This is a genomic window from Sphingobium sp. LSP13-1-1.1 (assembly GCF_040676415.1).
Taxonomy (GTDB): Bacteria; Pseudomonadota; Alphaproteobacteria; order Sphingomonadales; family Sphingomonadaceae; genus Sphingobium.
Genome location: NZ_JBEGHU010000034.1, coordinates 1 through 14951 on the forward strand (window position 1 = coordinate 1; position 14951 = coordinate 14951).

A 14951-nucleotide genomic window follows, 5' to 3' on the forward strand; every position below is an offset into this window, starting at 1 on the left:
GCGCAATGATCATCTTGATCAGATGCAGGAAGATGTCGGCCAGCAGGTGGTAATAGCCCGCCACATCCTTCGCCAGCGTCTTGTCGCCACCCACCCAGATATTGGTGGCAAAGCCCACGATCACCCCTAGAACCATGCCTGTCAGGATGAACGCCGTCAGTCGATTTCGCATCTTTTTCCTTTAACCGGCGCGTGGGCGCACCGCATGCATGGTCTTTCCTGATGGTGGCCATCTCTAACAGCCACCCGCAACGCCCGCAATCGAAGGCAGATCTCTGCCGTCATCGCATTAGACGAATGAGGAGCCATATTCCGCGCCTCGCCCGACGCGGCAAATCCGTGGCATCAGGGATAGAGCAGTCCTTCGCGCCAGCCCTCCGCGGACCGTTCGAACAGGCGGCGCTCATGCAGGCGATGTTCGCGATCCTGCCAGAATTCGATGCGTTCGGCCACGACGCGAAAGCCCGACCAGTGCGGCGGACGCGGCACCGGCCCGCCATCGAAGCGCAGGCTGACTTCCTCATAGCGGGCCATGAACAGGTCGCGCGACTCCAGCGGGCGCGACTGGTCGGAGGCCCATGCCCCCAACTGGCTGTCGCGGCTGCGCGACGCGAAATAGGCGTCGGCCATGGCGTCGTCGACCGGGCTCACCGGCCCTTCGATGCGGATCTGCCGCCGCAGCGACTTCCAGTGGAACAGCAGCGCAGCGTGCGGATTGGCCAGCAGTTCTCCCGCCTTGCGTCCCTCGAAATTGGTGTAGAACAGGAAACCGTCCGGCCCATGCCCCTTCAGCAGCACCATCCGCACCGCAGGCCGTCCACGCGCGTCGGCGGTGGCGAGGGCCATGGCGTTGCTGTCGTTGATCTCGGTTTCGCGCGCCTCGGCATACCAGGCATCGAACAGGACGAAGGGGTCGGTCATGCGCGGTGATGTACGCCCCTGCCAAAGCCATGTCGATAAGGCTTTCCCACGCTTGAACGATCCCGCGGCTTTCGCCACATAGGGCGCAGACGGTTTTTCATGCAGAAGGATATGTTAGCGGCAATGGCTGATCCCTACTCCACTCTGGGCGTCGCGCGCGGCGCGAGCGAGGCAGAGATCAAGTCGGCTTATCGAAAGCTCGCCAAGGAACTGCATCCTGACCGGAACAAGGACAATCCGAACGCAGCGGAGAAGTTTTCCGCCGTCACCAGTGCCTATGACCTGCTGTCGGACAAGGACAAGCGTGCCCGTTTCGACCGGGGCGAAATCGATGGCGAAGGCAATCCGACTTCGCCCTTCGGTTTCGGCGGGGCCGGGGCCGGGGCCGGGGGCGGGGGCTTCCGGGGCCGGCCGGGACCAAATGGCGGGTTCGAGTTTCAGGAGGGCGGCGCCGATTTCGGCGACATATTCGAAGGGCTTTTCGGCGGCGGCGCAGGGCGGCGCGGCGGCGCGGGCGGAGGCTTTGGCGGTTTCGGCCGGGGCGCACCGCCGCAAAAGGGCGCGAACGTCACCTATCGCCTGGCGGTCCAGTTCGTCGACGCCGCGACGCTCGCGCCCCAGCGGATCACGCTTCAGGACGGCAAGACCATCGACCTCAAACTGCCTGCGGGCGTCGAGACGGGCACGCAGATGCGGCTTTCCGGCAAGGGGCAGCAGGGCCCCGGCGGCGCGGGCGACGCCATCGTCACCATAGAGGTGAAACCGCACCCCTTCTTCACCCGCGACGGCGACAATGTGCTGCTTGACCTGCCCATCACCCTGGACGAGGCGGTGCAGGGCGCGAAGGTCAAGGTGCCCACGGTCGACGGCCCGGTCATGCTCGGCGTGCCGGCGGGCGCCTCCTCCGGCAAGACGCTGCGCCTGCGCGGCAAGGGCTTCACGGGCAAGGATGGCCAGCGCGGCGATCAGCTCGTCACCCTGCTGATCGACGTGCCGGCGGACGATCCAGCGATCAGGGCGCTGGTCGAAGGGTGGCGCGACAGCCGCGCCGTGCGGACCCATCTGGGCGTTTGAAGGGTTAGGGGGGAATGCCGCAACCGTCCCCCTATTCCCCCGAATCCCGCCGCCAGCGGCTCGCCGAAGAAGCCCGCACCAAGTTCAACCGCCACATCGCGCGCGTGCGGCCCGGCAGCCATGCCTTCGAAATCGCCAAACGGGTGGTGGTCGGCACCTATAGCGACGGTTTCATCCATGCCGGGAACCTTGCCTATCTCTCTTTGATGACGCTGTTTCCCTTTTTCATCGTGGCGGCAGCAGTGGCCAGCATCTTCGGCCGCTCGCAGGACGGGCTGTCAGCGGTCAGCGCCTTTCTGGAAACGGTGCCGCCCGGCGTGGCGGAGGTGGTGCGCCAGCCGATCGTCGACGTGCTCAATGCCCGCACGGGGCCGCTGCTCTGGCTGGGTGGGCTGGTCGGGCTGTGGACCGTAGGCAGCCTCATAGAGACGATCCGTGACATATTGCGCCGCGCTTATGGGACCAAGAGTACGCGCCCCTTCTGGCATTATCGCCTGACCGCCATCGGCATCACGCTGATCAGCGTCTTTGCGGTGATGTTCGCCTTTTCCATGCAGGTCATCATCACCGGCATCGACCAGTTCCTGCACCAGATCCTGCCCTTTGCCGACCAGGCGATCCGGATCGTCGCCGTGACCAAGCTGGCCCCGATGGCGATCCTGTGCGTCGCGCTCTATTATCTCTACGTCTCCCTGACCCCCAGCCTGTACAAGGATTCCTGCTTTCCCAAATTGCCCGGCGCCATTGCCACGGCGCTGTGGTGGTATGGCGTGACCCTGCTGCTGCCGGTCACGCTTTCGCTGCTGGGCGGTTATGACCGGACCTATGGCAGCCTGGCCGGGGTGATGATCACGCTCATTTTCTTCTTCCTTGTCGGGCTTGGCGTGGTAATTGGCGCGGAATTGAATGCGGCGCTGGCGGAGTTCCCGGAAGAGGAAGCCGCCGCCGCCGCGCAGGTCGACAAAGGGAACGGAACAAGATGACAGGCTTGATGGCGGGAAAACGCGGTCTGATCATGGGACTGGCGAATGACAAGTCGCTCGCCTGGGGCATATCGAAGGCGCTGCACGCCCAGGGCGCGGAACTGGCCTTTTCCTACCAGGGCGACGCGCTGGCCAAGCGGGTGAGGCCGCTGGCGGAGGAACTGGGTTCCGACTTCCTGATCGATTGCGACGTGTCTGACATGGAAAAGCTCGACACCGCCTTTGACGAGGTCAAGGCGCGCTGGGGCAAGCTGGATTTCGTGGTCCATGCCATCGGCTTTTCCGACAAGAACGAACTGCGCGGCAAATATGTAGACACCAGCCTGGAAAACTTCCTGCTGACGATGAATATCTCCGCCTACAGCTTCGTGGCGGTGGCCCGGCGCGCGCGGGCGCTGATGGCGGAGGGCGGAAGCCTGCTGACGCTCAGCTACTATGGCGCGGAAAAGGTCATCCCCCATTACAATGTGATGGGCGTGGCCAAGGCGGCGCTGGAAACCAGCGTCAAATATCTGGCGATGGACCTGGGCCCGGAGAATATCCGCGTCAATGCCATCTCCGCCGGCCCGATCAAGACGCTGGCGGCGAGCGGCATCGGCGATTTCCGCTACATCATGAAGTGGAACGAGCTGAACAGCCCACTCCGCCGCAATGTGACGATCGAAGATGTGGGCGGCGCCGGCCTCTATCTCCTCTCCGATCTGGCGGCGGGCGTGACCGGTGAAATCCACCATGTCGATGCGGGCTACAACGTCATTGGCATGAAGGCCGAAGACGCGCCCGACATCGCGCTGGACAAATAGGCTATAACCCCCTCTCCCTTCATGGAGGGGGAGGGGCCTGCCGCGAAGCGGCGGGAGGGCGAGGGTGAAAAGGCCCTCCCCCAAGGAAAGGCAAGCATGAGCTTCAACACCTTCGGCCGCGTCTTCCGCTTCTCGACCTGGGGCGAATCCCATGGCCCCGCCATCGGTGCGGTGGTCGACGGCTGCCCTCCGGGCCTGCCGTTGAGCGAAGCCGACATCCAGCCCTATCTCGACAAGCGCAAGCCCGGCACGTCGAAATTCACCACCCAGCGCCGCGAAGCGGACGAGGTGCGCATCCTGTCCGGCGTGTTCGAGGGCAAGACCACCGGCACCCCGATCAGCCTGATGATCGAGAATACCGACCAGCGCTCCAAGGATTATTCGGAAGTGGCCAAGGCCTATCGCCCCGGCCATGCCGACTATGCCTATGACGCCAAATATGGTTTTCGCGACTATCGCGGCGGCGGCCGATCGTCGGCTCGCGAAACCGCAAGCCGCGTGGCGGCGGGTGCGGTTGCGCGGCTTGTCATCCCTGATGTCGACATCTTCGCCTATGTCAGCGAAATCGGCGGCGACGCCATCGACCATGCCCGCTTCGACGCGAGCGAGATCGACAATAATCCCTTTTTCTGTCCCGATCGGGAAGCGGCGAAGCGCTGGGAAAAGCTGGTGGACGAGGCACGGCTGGACGGCTCGTCGCTCGGGGCGGTCGTGGAATGTATCGCCAGTGGCGTTCCAGCGGGGTGGGGGGCGCCCCTCTATGCCAAGCTGGACAGTGAACTGGCCGCCGCGATGATGAGCATCAATGCGGTGAAGGGGGTAGAGATCGGCGACGGTTTCGCGGCCGCGCGCCTGCGCGGCGAGCAGAATGCCGATCCGATGCGGCCGGGCAATGACGGCAATCCCGTCTTCCTTGCCAACCATGCGGGGGGAATTGCGGGGGGCATCGCAACCGGCCAGCCGATCAAGGTTCGCATCGCCTTCAAGCCGACCAGCTCGATTCTGATTCCGGTCGAAACCGTCACCCGCGAAGGCGCGGCGTCGGACATCATCACCAAGGGCCGCCATGACCCCTGCGTCGGCATTCGCGGCGTGCCCGTGGTGGAGGCGATGATGGCGCTGGTGCTGGCCGACCAGAAACTACTCCATCGCGCGCAGTGCGGAGAGGGCTGATCCAGGGTTGTGCCGCGTCCCTGCCTGCGGAGGAGCAGGCCTGATGCAGGGCAGGAGACCTCCATCCTGCCTCACAACGCGCCGAATCGACGTATTCTTTCGATAAAGGCATGATTCGCGCGAGACGACTCAGCCAATCTGCGGTAACATCATCGTCATAGATCGCCCGCGGGAGGGCGAGCGGCAGTGCGTAAGCCTGGGGAGCGTCACCATGGTTTCCATGGACTGACGGTCAAAACGTCCCCTTCAGCCGCGAACACGGGCCAGCCATGCAACCATGGCTGGCCCATTTCGTTGATGCAGCGCGCGAAAACGCGATCCGGGGCACAAGACGCATGCATTTCATCACCGCGCTGATCGGCGTCTATCGCGCGGAGATCGGGCTTGTCATCCTTGCGCTGATGTTCGTCGCCTTTGTGCGCGAACGCTATTCCCCCACCGTCGTTTCGGTGGTCGGCGCCTGCGCCTTCGCGCTGCTGGGCATGCTCGACGAAAAGGACCTGTTCTCCGTCTTCTCCAATAGTGCGCCGCTGACGGTGGGGGCGATGTTCGTGCTTTCCGGCGCGCTGATCCGCACCGGAACGATCAACCGCGTCGCCGACCTGGTCATGGCCCGTGCCCAGCGCCACCCGCGGCTGGTGCTGGCCGAAGTCACGCTCGGCACCGTCGTCCTTTCGGCCTTTCTCAACAACACGCCCGTCGTGGTCCTGCTGATCCCGATCATGTTCAAGCTGGCGCAGGCGACCGGCTATCCGGTCAAGAAGCTGCTGATCCCGATGAACGCCATCGCCGTGCTGGGCGGCTGCATGACGCTGATCGGCACATCGACCAACCTGATCGTCGCGGGCATCGCCGCTGACCAGGGTATGGCGCCCTTCGGCATATTCGACATCACACCCTATGGGCTGGCAGGGGTGGGCGCCGGCGTCGCTGCGCTGGCCGGGCTGTCCTTCCTGCTGCCCAGCGACCCGCCCTCCATCGCGGGCGAGAATGGCGGCAATGTGCAGGATTATCTGACCGAACTCATCGTCTCGCGGGACAGCGACCTGATCGGCCGCACTATCGGCTCCCTGTCGATCTTCGGCCGTTCCGCCAGCCTTCTTGGCCTCAAGAGGGCGGGGGAGATACGGCGCCGGGGAATAGAGGCGGAACAACTGCACGCCGGCGATCGCCTGCTGGTCCATGCGGACGGCGCGATGATCATGACCCTGCGCGATTCCGGTGACTTCGACATCGGCCTGGCCGCCGCGTCCGAGACGCCCGCCGGCGGCACGGTCATCGAAGCGATGATCGCCCCCAGCCATCCGTCCATCGGGGAACGGCTGATCGACATTTCCTTCCTCCATGCGCTGCGCGTGCGGATCATCGGCATTCACCGGGCGCGCCACTTGCCGGGCCCCGACCTTGGCGAAACCCGTGTGCGGGGCGCCGATCGCCTGTTGATCGCGGGCAGCGACGACAGCATCCGCTCGCTCAAGGACAATGCCCATCTGATCGGCGTCGACATCAGCCGCACGCGCGCCTTCCGTCCGCGCAAGGCATGGATCGCGATCCTTGCCCTGACCGCGGTTGTGCTGCTGTCGGCCATCAACCTCGTCGGCATCGGCCTCGCCGCCTTCCTCGCGGTGGGCGTGATTCTCGTCACCCGGTGCATCGACCCGGAGGAAGCCTGGGCCGCGATCGACGGCGACGTGCTGATCCTGATCTTCGCGATGCTGGCGGTCGGGCTGGCGCTCGAACAGGCGGGCAGCGTCGCACTGATGGTCGGATGGATCAAGCCGGTGCTCGCCGCCGCGCCGGCATGGTCGCTGGTGTTCCTCATCTATTTCTTCGCGCTGCTGCTGTCCGAACTGCTCAGCAACAATGCGGTCGCGGCGCTGCTCACGCCGCTGACGATCGCGCTGGCCCACCAGCTGGGCACTGATCCGCGCCCTCTGGTGATCGCGCTGATGATCGGCGCGTCGGCCTGTTTCGCCACGCCGATCGGCTATCAGACCAACGCGCTGGTCTATGCGGCGGGCGACTATCGCTTTTCCGATTTCGTGCGGATCGGGATTCCGCTCAATCTCATCGTCGGGCTGGCGGTGTGCACCACGCTCGTCCTGCTGGCGTGAAGCACCAGGCCGCGCCAAGCCATTTTCGCCGGATCGGCCCTATGCCGACGCCGGGCGCACCGCCATGATGGGCGTCGGAATAAAGGATTGCCCGTGACCAGCCTGCCCATCATTCAGGTCGACGCCTTCGCCGACGCGCCCTTTACCGGCAATCCGGCTGCGGTCATGCCGCTCGGCCGGTGGCTGGAGGATGCGACGCTCCAGGCGATAGCGGCGGAAAACAACCTGTCGGAGACGGCCTTCACCGTACCCACGCCCGATGATCCAGAGGCGGATTATGCGCTGCGCTGGTTCACGCCGGCGGTGGAGGTGAAGCTCTGTGGCCATGCCACGCTGGCCAGCGGCCATGTGCTGATGGCCGGACGCACCGCCATCCGCTTCCGAACGCGACAGGCGGGCGTCCTCAGCGTATCGCGTGATCGGGACGGCTATGCCCTCTCTCTTCCCGCCTGGCCCACCGAGCCCAAACCGCTGCCGGAACTGGCGGCAGCCATGGGCGGGGAGGTTCTGGAAAGCCATTGGCGCGAAGGGGGCTATGCGATCTTCGTCTATCGCGATGCCGCGGCGATCCATGCGCTGGAACCGGATTTCGCGACGCTGAAGAAGGCCGGGCCCATCCTGCTGATTGCCACGGCCCCTGGGGAGGACAGCGACATCGTCAGCCGCGTCTTCGTCCCCGGCGCCGGCATAGACGAGGATCCCGTCACCGGCTCGGCCCATTGCCTGCTCACGCCCTATTGGGCCAGGCGGCTCGACCGGGTCCGGCTCACCGCTTTCCAGGCCTCGCGGCGCGGCGGGCGATTGCTCTGCCAGCTTTCAGGGGACCGGGTGATCCTGACCGGCGCTTGCCGGACGGTGATCGAAGGGAATTTCCTGCTTTAGAGCGATTTCCAGGCGATCGGAACCGATCGCTGGTCAAGAAAACGCGGCAAACAAGGAATCCAGAGCGGCGAGCTGATTCAATCAGATCAAAACCCGCTCTATAGTATCGTGCGCAAAAACGATGCGACATCAAAACCATAGAGCGCGCTGCATGACTCGAATCTAACGCAATGCGCTCTGGAGAGGCATGGATCGACTGCGGCTGAACCTGTTTCTGTCCAGGCTGGGACATTCCCCCCGTCACCGCGAATAAAGCCCGACGAGCTTCGCCAGCCCCGCCTTCACCGCGTCGCGCTCCTCTTTGTCGGGCGACATGCCCAGCCGCACGATCGTCAGGCGCTGGGATGGGGAAACAAGTATATACTGCCCCCCATGCCCGACGCAGCCAAACAGGCTGCGCGGGCCCCGGCCGGGCATCAGCGCGCTTTCCTCGCTGTCGCGGTTCAGCCAAAGATGCGCCCCATAGGCGGCATTGCGCGGCGATGGCGTCCGCATATGGTCGACCCATTTTTCCGGCACGATCTGATGGCCCGCCACGCCGCGTCCCTGATTGCGCAACAATTCCCCGAATCGGGCATAGTCGCGCGCCGTCATATGCATGAAGCTGCCGCCGATCATCGTCCCGGCCGCATCATATTCCACCGTCAGGCTGTTGAGGCGCGCCGGTACTTTCAGCCGCCCGTCGATGAACATCTGCATCGCCCGCCGCCGCGCCCCGGGATCGGTGCTGTTGGTCAGCATGCGCGCCATCAGGTCGGCCAGGATGATGCTGTTGCCCGTCGAGTAGGAAAAGCTGGTACCGGGCGCATGGGCGAGCGGCTTCGCCTCCGCAAAGGCGCCCATGTCCTGCGCACCGTCGGTGAACAGCATCCTTATCGTGTCGGCCTCCGCCAGCGGTTCCCTGTCCTCGACATGATCGAGGCCGGACGTCATCGCCAGCAACTGCCGCAGGGTGATGCGGCCCCTTGGATCTCCCGGTTGGCCCCAGGCGGCGACAGGCACGGGGGCGTCAAGCGCCAGCCGTCCGTCCGATACCATCAGCCCGATCAGAACCGCCGTCACGCTCTTGGCCAGGGACCAGGACGGCAGCTTCGTCTGCGGCGCATAGCCGGGCGCATAGCGCTCCGCCACGATCTCGCCGTCGTGCATGACGACCAGCGCCCGTGTTTCGCCCACTGCATCCTCGAACAGCGGGTCGATGGCGGCGCGCAGGGCCGCGGCATCGGCATCCGAATCGCCGGTGACATGATAGACCGGCTCCGGCCCCGCTGCGGCGCGTACCGTCCACAGCCCGGCCATGGCGAGAATCGCCAAAATGCCACCCCATGCGCCAAGGCGCTTTACGCTTTTCCGCTCAAGCCTCATAAGCCGCGCCCTAGAGCATTTCCGGGCCCGGCGAAATGGTCCGCCGGCCTGGGATGGAGTATCGAACACAGCGCGGGAAGCGGGGAAGGGGTGCATGTCCGGTCGCCCGAAATGGATTTACCTGGCCTTGGCGGCGGCGGCATTGCCGCTCGTGCTGCTGGCGTGGAACTGGAGCGTGTTGCGCGCCAGGGCGCAGGTCGGCGCAGGATTTGGCGCGCGCGTCACCTGCTCCTGCCGCTATGTCGAGGGCCGCTCCATGGAAAGCTGCAAGGGGGACAAGGAACCGGGCATGTGGGCCGTATCGCTGAAGGACCTGCCCGAAACGCGATCGGTCAGCGCGGCGGTGCCTTTGCTCGCGTCCCGCACCGCGCGCTACCAGCCCGGCTGGGGATGCCTGCTGGAACCCTAAGGCTGGCCCTCCACCCGTTGAGCCGTTAGAGCCGTCCGCCATGCGGCCCGACATCCCGACCCTCCTCCACGATATTTTCGGTTTTCCCGGTTTCCGGGGCGTGCAGGAACAGGTGGTGGGGCGCATCATGGCGGGCCAGCCGACGCTGGCGATCATGCCGACCGGCGCGGGCAAATCGCTCTGCTACCAGCTTCCCGCAGTTGCGCTGGATGGTTGCTGCGTGGTCGTGTCGCCGCTGATCGCGCTGATGCACGACCAGCTTCGCGCCGCGCAGGCGGTCGGCATCCGCGCCGCCAGCCTGACGAGCGTCGATACCGACTGGCGCGAAACGCAGGACCGGCTGCGCAATGGCGATCTCGACCTGCTCTACGTTGCGCCCGAACGCGCGAGCGGAGAGGGGTTCCGCAACCTGCTGCGCACCGCGAAGATCGCGCTCTTCGCCATTGACGAGGCCCATTGCGTATCCGAATGGGGTCATGATTTCCGTCCGGACTATCGCCTGCTGCGCCCGCTGCTGGACGAATTTCCCGATGTTCCTCGCCTCGCGCTGACCGCCACGGCCGATCATCACACCCGCGACGATATTCTCGTCCAGCTCGGCATTCCCGGTGACGGCCTGATCATCGCGGGCTTTGACCGGCCCAACATCCGCTATACCGTCCATCCAAGGGATGGTTTGCCGCGCCAGCTTTCCGAACTGATCGCCAGCCAGGCCGGCCCCGGCATCGTCTATGCTCCAACGCGTGCCGCCGCCGAGAAACTGGCCGAGACGCTCGGCAGGGCAGGCCGCCCGACCCGTGCGTATCATGCCGGTCTCGACCCGCAGGTCCGCGCCGCCAACCAGGCTGCCTTCATCGCCAGCGAGGATATGGTGATGGTAGCCACCATCGCCTTTGGCATGGGGATCGACAAGCCTGACGTCCGTTTCGTCGCCCATGCGGCGCTGCCCAAGTCGATCGAGGGATATTATCAGGAATCCGGCCGCGCCGGCCGCGATGGTGAACCGGCGCAGGCGCATCTCTTCTGGGGCGCCGACGATTTCGCCCGCGCCCGCCAACGAATCGGCGAACTCGACCCGCTGCGCCAGCAGGGCGAACGCGCCCGGATCACCGCGCTGGGCGGGCTGGTCGAGACCGGCACCTGCCGCCGCGCCATATTGCTCCGTCATTTTGGAGAAAATCCGCCGCCTGTCTGCGGCAATTGCGACAATTGCCTGAACCCGCCGCCCAGCATCGACGCGACGCAGACGGCGCGCAAATTCCTGTCCGCTGTTTATCGCACCGGCCAGAGCTTTGGCGTCGGCCATATCGAGCAGGTGCTGATCGGCGCCGTCAGCGACAGGATCCGTGAGCGGGGCCATGACAAGATATCGGTCTACGGTATTGTCGAAGGGGAGGAGACGGCGCTGTTGCGTCCCGTCTCCCGCGCCCTGCTGGTCCGGGACGCGCTCCAGACCAACGAGCATGGCGGGCTGGAATTCGGCCCCAACGCCCGTCCGATCCTGCGCGGGGAGGAGGAGGTCAGCCTGATCCTGCCGCCCCGCAAGGAGCGCCGCCGCAAGAGCGCCCGCAACGGCAGTGCCGAAAATCCGGTGGGCGATCCGCTGTTCGACGCGCTGCGGGCCTGCCGCCGCGCACTGGCGCAGGAAGCGGGCGTGCCGCCCTATGTCATCTTCCACGATTCAACCCTGCGCGAAATGGCGGAGCAACGCCCGACGAACCTGGCCGAACTGGGGCACATCAGCGGGATAGGCCAGCGCAAGCTCGACGCCTATGGCGACGCCTTCCTCGCGGCGATCCGGCCTTATCTTTGATCGAACAAGATAAGGATTAACTGCCGTACTCCTGCGAAGGCGGGAGCCCAGTCCTGCCGTCTGAACTAGAGTGATTTCCGGGCGATCGGAACCGATCGCTGGTTAAGAAATCGCGGCAAACAAGGAAACCAGAGCGGCGATCTGATTCAATCAGATTGAAACCCGCTCCGCGCTCCCGCCTTCGCGCCGAGCACGGTGCTACTTAGCCCATACCCCCTTGAATCCCGTAGCCCACAAGCGCAAGGAGACCCGCAAAGGAGTTCCGCCCATGTTCCGCCAGCTTACCAAAAGCCTCTATGTCTCTCCACAGATCAGCGTCGATCAGGTGGCGGAGGCCAAGGCGCTGGGCGTGACGGTGATCATCAACAATCGCCCCGACGACGAGGAACCGGGCCAGACCAACGGCGCGGAGATCGAGGCTGCGGCCAAGGCCGCGGGTATCGCCTATGCTGCCGTCCCGGTGGCCCATGGCGGCTTCGCCCCGTGGCAGCTCGACGGCATGGCCGCTGCGCTGGAACAGGCGGGGGAGGGCAAGATACTGGCCTATTGCCGCTCTGGCACCCGCAGCACCCTGCTCTGGGCGCTGACCCGCGCCCGCGCCGGCGACCATCCCGCCGCCCTTGCCGAACAGGCCGCGTCGGCCGGCTATGATGTCGCCCCGGTCCGCCAGATCATGGACGCGCTCGCCGCCGGTTGATGGCGCCCGCAGCGGAAACCTATGACGCCATCGTGCTTGGCGCTGGCGGCGCCGGCTTGCTGTGCGCGGCCGTGGCGGGGCAGAGGGGCAGGCGCATCCTGGTCATCGACCATGCCGACCAGCCGGGAAAGAAGATCCTGATTTCCGGCGGCGGCCGCTGTAATTTCACCAATATCCACACCGCGCCTGACCGCTATCTGTCGGCCAACCCCCATTTCGCCAAGTCGGCGCTGCGCCGCTACACGCCGCAGGACTTCCTCGCGCTTGTCGAGCGCCATGGGATCGCCTGGCATGAAAAGACGCTGGGGCAGCTTTTCTGTGACCAGAGTGCTCGCCAGATCGTCGCCATGCTGCTGGCCGAATGCGAAGCGGGCGGCGTCACCATGCGGCTGGGCCACGCCATCGCCGCCGTCAGCCACGCGGACGGCCGGTACAGCGTCACCCATGGCGGCAGGACCGCCACCGCCCCCGCGCTGGTGATCGCCACGGGCGGTCCCTCCATCCCGAAAATCGGCGCGACGGCTTTCGCCTATGACCTCGCCCGCCAATTCGGTCTCAAGGTGGTGGAGCCCCGCCCGGCGCTTGTTCCCCTCACCCTGGGCGGCGAAGAACTGCTGTTCCGTTCCCTTTCGGGTGTCTCGACCGAAGTCGTGGCGCGCTACGGTAAGGCCGCCTTCCGCGAAGCCGCGCTGCTTACCCATCGCGGTCTGTCCGGCCCGGCCATATTGCAGATTTCCTCCTATTGGCGGCATGGGGAGGCGATCATCCTCGATTTCCTGCCCGATCAATCGCCAGGCTGGCTGACGGAGGTGAAGCGGAGCAGGCCGCGCGTCACGCTGGCGCAAAGCCTGCGCGCCTGCCTGCCCGACCGTCTGGCAGATGCACTTGCCGAGCGGCTGGCACTCGCCGGCGACCTCGGCAATGTTCCCGACCGCAAGCTCCAGGACATCGAACGCCGCCTCTCCGCCTGGTCCTTCACGCCCAACGGCACGGAAGGCTTCGCCAAGGCGGAAGTCACTGTTGGCGGCATCTCTACCGCCGGCCTGTCGTCACAGACGATGGAGGCGCGCCATCTCCCCGGCCTCTACGCCATAGGCGAGGCGGTCGACGTCACCGGATGGCTGGGTGGCTATAATTTCCAATGGGCCTGGGCCAGCGGCTGGGTGGCCGCCCAATATCTCTGAAGCGGTTTTCCATTCGAGCGAAGCAAAAGCGGCCCCGGCGCAAGGGACGCCGGGGCCGCAAAGAGGGGGTGTCCCGGCGGGAGGGGGGAGAAAGCCGGGACAGCGCAGAAATAGGAGGGTCCATTTAAGTTTCAAGATGCTACGGAGAATTTTCTTCGGACGGGTTCGCCTGCTCCGCGGCTTCGATGGCCTCCTCTGCCTTTCGGCTCAGGCTGCAATTCGCGGAGAGAGGTTCGGAGGCGATCCTATCCGCACTCGACCGTCACATGCTCCATGCGCGGCAAGGCACGGACCTGACGGCGCACGGCCGCGACATCCGCGCCGGGGGCAAGGCTGACGATCGCGGCATGGGCATGCGGCCCGATGCGCCAGACATGCAGATCGCGGATGGTCGCGCCTTCCGCTTCCGCCAATGCCTTGATCCGCTCCATCAGCGCCGGTTCGGCCGTGTCGAGCAGGATTGCGGCGGTATCTTTCATCAACCCCCAGGCCCATCGCGCGATCACCACCGCACCCAGCAGGCCTACGGCAGGGTCGAGCCACCACCAGCCCATATAGCGCCCGGCCAGCAGCGCCCCGATCGCCAGCACCGACGTCAATGCGTCGGTCAGCACATGCACATAGGCGGCGCGCAGATTATTGTCGGCATGCTTGCCGCCATGATCATGGTCATGCCCATGCCCCTCATGCCCATGATCATGCCGATGATCATGGCTGTGGTCGTGGCCCAGCAGCAGGGCGCTGATCAGGTTGATGACCAGGCCGATCACCGCGACCAGCGTCGCTTCGCCGAACGCGACCTTCACCGGCTCGAAGAAACGCATTGCCGATTCGACCGCGATGAACAGCGCCGTGAATGCCAGGATCAGCGCGGAGGCGAAGCCGGACAGGTCGCCCACCTTGCCGGTACCAAAGGTATAGCGGGGATTGCGCGCATGCCGCCGGGCATAGCCATAGGCCGCCGCCGCCACCGCCAGCGCGCCCGCATGCGTCGCCATGTGGAAGCCGTCGGCCAGCAACGCCATCGACCCTGTCAGCCAGCCGAAGATGATCTCGACCACCATGGTCGCCGCTGTCAGCCACACCACCCAGATCGTCTTGCGGGCATTCTCGTCATGTCCGCGGGTCAGGTAGATATGGTCGAAATAGTGGCTTTGCTCGCCATCGTCCGTCGCGCCGGACGGATAGCCATGGTCGGGATTGTGAGGATGGTGGTGGTGGCCATGGCCCCCATGATCGTCATGCATGCTCATTTCCCGTAACGCCGGATCAGCGCCAGCATTTCCTCCGCCGCGGCCTGTCGCGCTTCGTCGCTGATGCCGGGCCGGGCGACATGTTCCAGCATATGCTGCTCGATCAGTTCTTCCATCAGGCTGCCGACAGCGCCCCGGACGGAGGCGACGAGCTGCAATGTTTCCGAACAACCCGCATTGCCCGACAATTGCCGTTCGACCGCGCCGATCTGCCCGGCGATGCGGCGCACCCGCGCCAAAAGCTTGTCCCGATCCGCCACGATATGCATAGGATACCCCC

General features: G+C 65.3%; 14 protein-coding genes and 1 pseudogene. 10 read left to right on the top strand and 5 right to left on the bottom strand.

What is annotated here, in order from left to right; all coding sequences use genetic code 11:
* Nucleotides 1-172: pseudogene (locus MRBLSP13_RS15250) on the bottom strand (dicarboxylate/amino acid:cation symporter); the annotation flags it as partial.
* A gap of 173 nt (nt 173-345) precedes the next feature.
* Nucleotides 346-921 (bottom strand): pyridoxamine 5'-phosphate oxidase, encoded by a 576-nt coding sequence (gene pdxH, locus MRBLSP13_RS15255; protein ID WP_363738266.1) that lies wholly within the window; start codon nt 919-921, stop codon nt 346-348.
* Between the two features lie 123 nt (nt 922-1044).
* On the opposite strand from pdxH, the gene MRBLSP13_RS15260 reads away from it, so the two are divergent.
* The 6 genes from MRBLSP13_RS15260 to MRBLSP13_RS15285 all read left to right on the top strand — a co-directional run bounded on the left by MRBLSP13_RS15260 (nt 1045) and on the right by MRBLSP13_RS15285 (nt 7950).
* Complete coding sequence (locus MRBLSP13_RS15260; RefSeq protein ID WP_363738268.1) at nt 1045-1995, top strand: J domain-containing protein; 951 nt, start codon at nt 1045-1047, stop codon at nt 1993-1995.
* A gap of 14 nt (nt 1996-2009) precedes the next feature.
* On the top strand, nt 2010-2978 hold the full coding sequence (locus tag MRBLSP13_RS15265; protein WP_363738270.1) for a YihY/virulence factor BrkB family protein: 969 nt from the start codon (nt 2010-2012) through the stop codon (nt 2976-2978).
* A complete protein-coding gene (fabI, locus tag MRBLSP13_RS15270; RefSeq protein ID WP_363738272.1) occupies nt 2975-3781 on the top strand; it encodes an enoyl-ACP reductase FabI in 807 nt (268 codons plus the stop codon). Before MRBLSP13_RS15265 ends, fabI begins: the two co-directional genes overlap by 4 nt.
* A 96-nt stretch (nt 3782-3877) precedes the next feature.
* Nucleotides 3878-4954 carry a chorismate synthase gene (gene aroC / locus MRBLSP13_RS15275; protein WP_363738273.1) on the top strand — a complete coding sequence of 359 codons (1077 nt, stop codon included), beginning with the start codon at nt 3878-3880 and terminating at the stop codon, nt 4952-4954.
* A 335-nt stretch (nt 4955-5289) separates the two neighbouring features.
* Entirely contained in the window at nt 5290-7068 is a 1779-nt protein-coding gene (locus tag MRBLSP13_RS15280; protein ID WP_363738275.1) for an SLC13 family permease, read from the top strand.
* A 93-nt stretch (nt 7069-7161) separates the two neighbouring features.
* Entirely contained in the window at nt 7162-7950 is a 789-nt protein-coding gene (locus MRBLSP13_RS15285; protein ID WP_363738277.1) for a PhzF family phenazine biosynthesis protein, read from the top strand.
* Nucleotides 7951-8190: 240 nt separating this feature from the next.
* Here the strand turns inward: MRBLSP13_RS15285 and MRBLSP13_RS15290 are convergent, their stop codons facing one another.
* The gene (locus MRBLSP13_RS15290) at nt 8191-9315 is read right to left on the bottom strand and encodes a serine hydrolase domain-containing protein (protein WP_363738279.1); all 1125 of its coding nucleotides are present in this window, start codon (nt 9313-9315) and stop codon (nt 8191-8193) included.
* A gap of 94 nt (nt 9316-9409) precedes the next feature.
* Between MRBLSP13_RS15290 and MRBLSP13_RS15295 the strand changes: the two genes are divergently transcribed.
* The 4 genes from MRBLSP13_RS15295 to MRBLSP13_RS15310 all read left to right on the top strand — a co-directional run bounded on the left by MRBLSP13_RS15295 (nt 9410) and on the right by MRBLSP13_RS15310 (nt 13418).
* Complete coding sequence (locus tag MRBLSP13_RS15295) at nt 9410-9724, top strand: hypothetical protein (protein WP_166666358.1); 315 nt, start codon at nt 9410-9412, stop codon at nt 9722-9724.
* A gap of 40 nt (nt 9725-9764) precedes the next feature.
* Nucleotides 9765-11537 (top strand): DNA helicase RecQ, encoded by a 1773-nt coding sequence (recQ, locus tag MRBLSP13_RS15300; protein WP_363738281.1) that lies wholly within the window; start codon nt 9765-9767, stop codon nt 11535-11537.
* Nucleotides 11538-11805: 268 nt separating this feature from the next.
* A complete protein-coding gene (locus tag MRBLSP13_RS15305) occupies nt 11806-12234 on the top strand; it encodes a TIGR01244 family sulfur transferase (RefSeq protein WP_020820263.1) in 429 nt (142 codons plus the stop codon).
* A complete protein-coding gene (locus MRBLSP13_RS15310) occupies nt 12234-13418 on the top strand; it encodes an NAD(P)/FAD-dependent oxidoreductase (RefSeq protein ID WP_363738940.1) in 1185 nt (394 codons plus the stop codon). The genes MRBLSP13_RS15305 and MRBLSP13_RS15310 overlap by 1 nt, the downstream gene beginning before the upstream one ends.
* A 245-nt stretch (nt 13419-13663) precedes the next feature.
* On the opposite strand, the gene dmeF is transcribed toward MRBLSP13_RS15310, so the two are convergent.
* Both dmeF and MRBLSP13_RS15320 read right to left on the bottom strand, forming a co-directional pair.
* Nucleotides 13664-14671 (bottom strand): CDF family Co(II)/Ni(II) efflux transporter DmeF, encoded by a 1008-nt coding sequence (gene dmeF, locus MRBLSP13_RS15315; protein WP_363738283.1) that lies wholly within the window; start codon nt 14669-14671, stop codon nt 13664-13666.
* Nucleotides 14668-14940, bottom strand: a complete 273-nt coding sequence (locus tag MRBLSP13_RS15320) for a metal/formaldehyde-sensitive transcriptional repressor (protein WP_363755373.1) — start codon at nt 14938-14940, stop codon at nt 14668-14670. The genes dmeF and MRBLSP13_RS15320 overlap by 4 nt, the downstream gene beginning before the upstream one ends.
* Between the last annotated feature and the right edge of the window lie 11 nt (nt 14941-14951).

Coding starts and splice junctions, on each gene's coding strand:
- dmeF (WP_363738283.1), bottom strand. CDS start 14,671: ATGAGCATGCATGACGATCATGGGGGCCATGGCCACCACCACCATCCT.
- aroC (WP_363738273.1), top strand. CDS start 3,878: ATGAGCTTCAACACCTTCGGCCGCGTCTTCCGCTTCTCGACCTGGGGC.
- MRBLSP13_RS15265 (WP_363738270.1), top strand. CDS start 2,010: ATGCCGCAACCGTCCCCCTATTCCCCCGAATCCCGCCGCCAGCGGCTC.
- MRBLSP13_RS15310 (WP_363738940.1), top strand. CDS start 12,234: ATGGCGCCCGCAGCGGAAACCTATGACGCCATCGTGCTTGGCGCTGGC.
- MRBLSP13_RS15305 (WP_020820263.1), top strand. CDS start 11,806: ATGTTCCGCCAGCTTACCAAAAGCCTCTATGTCTCTCCACAGATCAGC.
- pdxH (WP_363738266.1), bottom strand. CDS start 921: ATGACCGACCCCTTCGTCCTGTTCGATGCCTGGTATGCCGAGGCGCGC.
- fabI (WP_363738272.1), top strand. CDS start 2,975: ATGACAGGCTTGATGGCGGGAAAACGCGGTCTGATCATGGGACTGGCG.
- MRBLSP13_RS15290 (WP_363738279.1), bottom strand. CDS start 9,315: ATGAGGCTTGAGCGGAAAAGCGTAAAGCGCCTTGGCGCATGGGGTGGC.
- MRBLSP13_RS15320 (WP_363755373.1), bottom strand. CDS start 14,940: ATGCATATCGTGGCGGATCGGGACAAGCTTTTGGCGCGGGTGCGCCGC.
- MRBLSP13_RS15280 (WP_363738275.1), top strand. CDS start 5,290: ATGCATTTCATCACCGCGCTGATCGGCGTCTATCGCGCGGAGATCGGG.
- MRBLSP13_RS15295 (WP_166666358.1), top strand. CDS start 9,410: ATGTCCGGTCGCCCGAAATGGATTTACCTGGCCTTGGCGGCGGCGGCA.
- MRBLSP13_RS15260 (WP_363738268.1), top strand. CDS start 1,045: ATGGCTGATCCCTACTCCACTCTGGGCGTCGCGCGCGGCGCGAGCGAG.
- recQ (WP_363738281.1), top strand. CDS start 9,765: ATGCGGCCCGACATCCCGACCCTCCTCCACGATATTTTCGGTTTTCCC.